The organism is Dietzia sp. SYD-A1, assembly GCF_015356725.1.
In the GTDB taxonomy this organism is placed as follows: Bacteria; Actinomycetota; Actinomycetes; order Mycobacteriales; family Mycobacteriaceae; genus Dietzia.
The window spans coordinates 1-3,940 of sequence record NZ_JADDKI010000294.1 but is presented as its reverse complement, the minus strand read 5'-3'; the positions used below and the strand labels follow the sequence as shown (position 1 = coordinate 3,940).

General features: G+C 64.5%; 4 protein-coding genes. 3 read left to right on the top strand and 1 reads right to left on the bottom strand.

Going from position 1 to position 3,940, the window contains the following annotated elements; genetic code table 11:
• Nucleotides 1-72 precede the first annotated feature (72 nt).
• The 3 genes from IY392_RS12285 (at nt 73) to IY392_RS12275 (ending at nt 2,185) form a co-directional block, all read left to right on the top strand.
• The gene (locus IY392_RS12285; protein WP_194861370.1) at nt 73-957 is read left to right on the top strand and encodes a sulfite exporter TauE/SafE family protein; all 885 of its coding nucleotides are present in this window, start codon (nt 73-75) and stop codon (nt 955-957) included.
• Nucleotides 958-1,427: 470 nt separating this feature from the next.
• A complete protein-coding gene (locus IY392_RS12280) occupies nt 1,428-1,865 on the top strand; it encodes a hypothetical protein (RefSeq protein WP_194861369.1) in 438 nt (145 codons plus the stop codon).
• Nucleotides 1,865-2,185 carry a transcriptional regulator gene (locus IY392_RS12275; protein ID WP_194861368.1) on the top strand — a complete coding sequence of 107 codons (321 nt, stop codon included), beginning with the start codon at nt 1,865-1,867 and terminating at the stop codon, nt 2,183-2,185. The genes IY392_RS12280 and IY392_RS12275 overlap by 1 nt, the downstream gene beginning before the upstream one ends.
• 418 nt (nt 2,186-2,603) lie before the next feature.
• Here the strand turns inward: IY392_RS12275 and IY392_RS12270 are convergent, their stop codons facing one another.
• A complete protein-coding gene (locus tag IY392_RS12270) occupies nt 2,604-3,500 on the bottom strand; it encodes an alpha/beta fold hydrolase (RefSeq protein WP_069388583.1) in 897 nt (298 codons plus the stop codon).
• Nucleotides 3,501-3,940: the final 440 nt, after the last annotated feature.

Sequence of the window (3,940 nt, the reverse complement as noted above, 5' to 3'; positions counted from 1 at the left end):
CCCTGCTCGCGGAGCACGGCGAGGAGTTCGCCTCCCGCCTGCCCGGGCAGGTCGTGCTGAAAGGCACCTGACATGGAGATCTCCACGATCATCGTCGTGGCCCTGGCCGTCTTGGTCGGACTGTCCCTGGGCCTGCTCGGCGGGGGCGGTTCCATCCTCGTCGTCCCGCTACTCACCTACATCGGCGGACTCGATCCCCGCGAGGCCATCGCCACCTCGCTCTTCGTCGTCGGCGCGACGTCTCTAGTCAGCCTGTTCGGCCACGCCCGCAAGGGCAACGTCCAGTGGCGTACGGGACTGATCTTCGGCGCCGCCGGCATGGCGGGCGCGTTCGGCGGCGGACTGGCCGGCGGCTACATCCCGGGCACCGTCCTGATGATCGGCTTCGCGGTGATGATGATCGCCACCGCGGGCGCGATGATCAAGGGCCGCAAGGACCATGGCGGCCAGAGCACCGGCCACCACCATCCCCTGTGGCGGATCCTGCTCGACGGTCTCGTGGTGGGCGCCGCCACCGGACTGGTGGGCGCGGGCGGCGGTTTCCTGGTCGTTCCGGCCCTGGTGCTCCTGGCGGGTCTGCCGATGACCGCAGCGGTGGGCACATCTCTGCTGGTGATCGCCATGAAATCGTTCGCCGGGTTGGGTGGATATTTGACCTCGGTCAGCCTGGACTGGCCGCTCGTGGTCGCGGTCACCGCCGTCGCCGTCGCCGGTTCCTTCGTCGGTATCCGGCTCACCTCCGTGGTTCCGGAAAAGGCGCTGCGCAAGGGCTTCGGCTTCTTTGTCCTGCTCATGGGCGCCTTCGTCCTGTCCCAGGAACTGCCCTTCCCGGCCGCACCGATCATCTTCGGGGTGGCGGCATTGCTGGTGCTCGTCGCTGCCGTCCGTGTGGCTGTCGACCGGAGTCCACTGCGTTCGTCGCGGGGCTGTGTCGAGTCTTCACTGCGCACTCATTAGCCTCAGTCGTCCATGGTCAGGTAAGTGATCTACTGAACGCGGACTGAGCGGTTCTGGGTGAATTGCGACGGTAGGGCACGTTTGGTGCCCTCGCGTAGGGTGTGCGGGCTTCGGGGATACTTCGGGATCTCCGTTGGGGTCGTTGGAGCAGAGGTTCGGTGTTGGCCGAATGCGGTGCCTGTTAGAGGTTTTGGTCTCCGAACGCGATGTGGACCCCCGCTCGGGCTCCGCCGACCGGCAGCGCAGGCACAAGCACTTCGTGGCGAGAAATACGAGTTTTCGATACCGCATCCCTCCGCTGGCGCTTGTGGCTGCATCACGTCACCGCGGCGCCCCGATCAGCAGAATCTCTTGAATCGAAACTTCCCGACAGGTGCTCGGGAGGTTTATTACTTGCCATGATGGAAAGCGGCAGTTAGGTTGCCGGTATGGAAAGTCGACCATCGATGGCACCTGACTCCGCTCGTGCCGTGTTGCAGAACCTCGGTGTTGCTCGGGAGCGCATCGCGGTCCGGATCACCGCGCCGTGGTGGTACCGCGTGGGGGCCGCCCTGTCTACGGCGTGCTTGTATGTTGGCATGGGCCTGCTCGTTGGACGCCCGGCCCCCGACAGCGGTGTTGAGGCCGTGGCCAGTTCGCTGATCGTGTTGGGCGCCTGCGTCGCGCCCGTCGTGCTGTTGTGGGTTCTCCATCGCTCCACCGGCGTCGTGATCGACCGCTACGCCCACGGGATGGCGGGTTGGTGCGTGGTCATGGTCTCGCTGCTCGTTGTCGCTTTTGTCTTTCAAGCGTTCCTGCACGTGCCATTTGCCTTGGCGGCTGCCGGTGTCATCGCCTTCGTGGTCACCTACGACCGAGAGTGCCGTCTCGACAGCCTGTTGCGCCAACGAGTGCGGGCCCACGGGTGATGGCGGCGCCTCAGCCACTGTTTAACGAGCTCATCCACGCACCCAGCCGACTGCAGATCTGCGCGATGGTGGCGCCGGTCGAGGCACTGGACTTCGCTACTGTCCGCGAGGCTTTGGCTGTGAGCGACTCTGCGCTCAGCAAGCACATCAGGGTGCTTGCCGATGCCGGCTATCTGCGCACATCGAAGACCGCACACGCCTCACGCACCCGTACGTGGATCACTCTGACCGACAGCGGCCGCGAAGCACTGAATGCGCACCTGGCTGAGCTTCACCGAATCGCCGCGATGGCCGATTGCCTAGCAGGTTCGAGCGAGTAGATATGTCGAGATCTTCCGCCTAGCCCCGGTGATTCACGGGGCTAAGGATGTCAATCGAACCACCTGCCTCCGACATCGAACTTGGGGGTAGGGGAGCGCAGCGTTGTGCCTCGCCAACAGGTTGTGCCGAACGTCGTCTCGGAGCCAGGGGTGCACTAGCTTCCTGTAACTGCGAGTGACGGTGCCCAGGTTGGGAAGACAGCGGCGGGTTTACATAAAGTCTGGTTATCGGTCCATGCTCGTGGCCAACATCGAAGCCGGGATCGCAGGGCGGCCACATCCGGGGAAGCGGTCCTCGAGCTCCGCTGTCAGCGAAGCGGCCCGCGGGGGCGGGCGAATCCGGCCATCAATGCAACCGGCACCGATACGCAACCCAGGTGAGCTCCCGCCGCCGGTGACGTTCGAGTCCTCGACGGCGTCAGTGGCGCGATGCGAGAACGTCGTTGTCGAGAAAACCCTTCAATCCGCCGCTGAACACATCGTTGTCGTCGCCGGCGACCATATGACCGGACCCGGTGACGTCGATCAATCTGGCGGTCGGTATGAGCTCAAGCAACTCTTTGGCGCCCTCTTCGCTGACCACGTTTGATTGTGTTCCACGAACGAGCATCGTGGGAACGGTAATCGCGGCTGCGGCGTCCCGGGCGCGTTCGTATCGCACGATCGAGTCGGTCTGGCGGGTGGGTTCGTCGCCCTGGCGCAGAAACGCCGGATCCCAATGCCAATACCAGCGGCCATCGCGCAGACGGAGGTTCTTGCGCAGCCCCTGCGGGTTGGGGGTGCGGACCCGGTTCGGGGTATACGCTGCGATCGCTGCGGCAGCGTCGTCGAGGCTGTCAAAACCATCCAGGCCACTTTGCATGAACGCCATAATCTCCGCGGTGCCGCCCGGTTCGACCTTCGGGGCGATATCGACCAACACCAGACCACGAGCGAGCTCGGGATTCTCTCCTTGTCCGATCAACGACGTCATACCGCCCATCGAGGCCCCGACCAGTACCGGCGTCTGCCCCAACTCGCCGATGACCGAGGTCAGGTCGGCGACCAGAGCGTCGATGCCATAGTCCCCGTCCGGTGCCCATTGGCTCTGCCCATGCCCCCGTGCATCCAGGGCGAGGGCGGACCAGCCGTCCGCCGCGAGCCTGCGTCCGGTGTTTCGCCAGGAATGCCGGGTCTGCCCGCCGCCGTGCAGCAACAGCACCACACCTTTACTGCTGACGTCTGAATCGCCCGCAGTTGACGGTGGATCCCACCGGTCGGCGGCAAGTGTGACACCGTCACCGCGGAGCTCAAGGGTTGTGACTACAGGATCCATAGAAGTTCCTCGCCATGATTATCGAGTGGAGCATTCTCAGTCATGTTGCCGCAGGGGGTGAATACCATTGCACACCACACTCGACCGGCACACTCACTCGACACCGACCCAGACTCCTCGTAGTCGATCAACCAGCCACAATTGGCGCACTCACAGCGGTTCAATCTCGGGTTCAGCGACGTCATCCTCTCGCCGGATGCTGGAACCGAGCTGTTCCGGGCGGAGATCGGGCGGGCGTTCCACGCGGCTGAAAGACTCGTGGAGTCGGCGCGATCGGCCGGCGCGATCCGTTCGGACTTCCACCACAGCGATCTGTACCTGCTGCAGCACCCCAACGGCGGTCTCGCGCGTGGTGTGCACGCGAGCCCACACCCATGGATAAGGGGCCCTTCCGGATCCGGAGTGCGTAACTGGGGTTCGCCGGTGATGCGGTGAGGCAC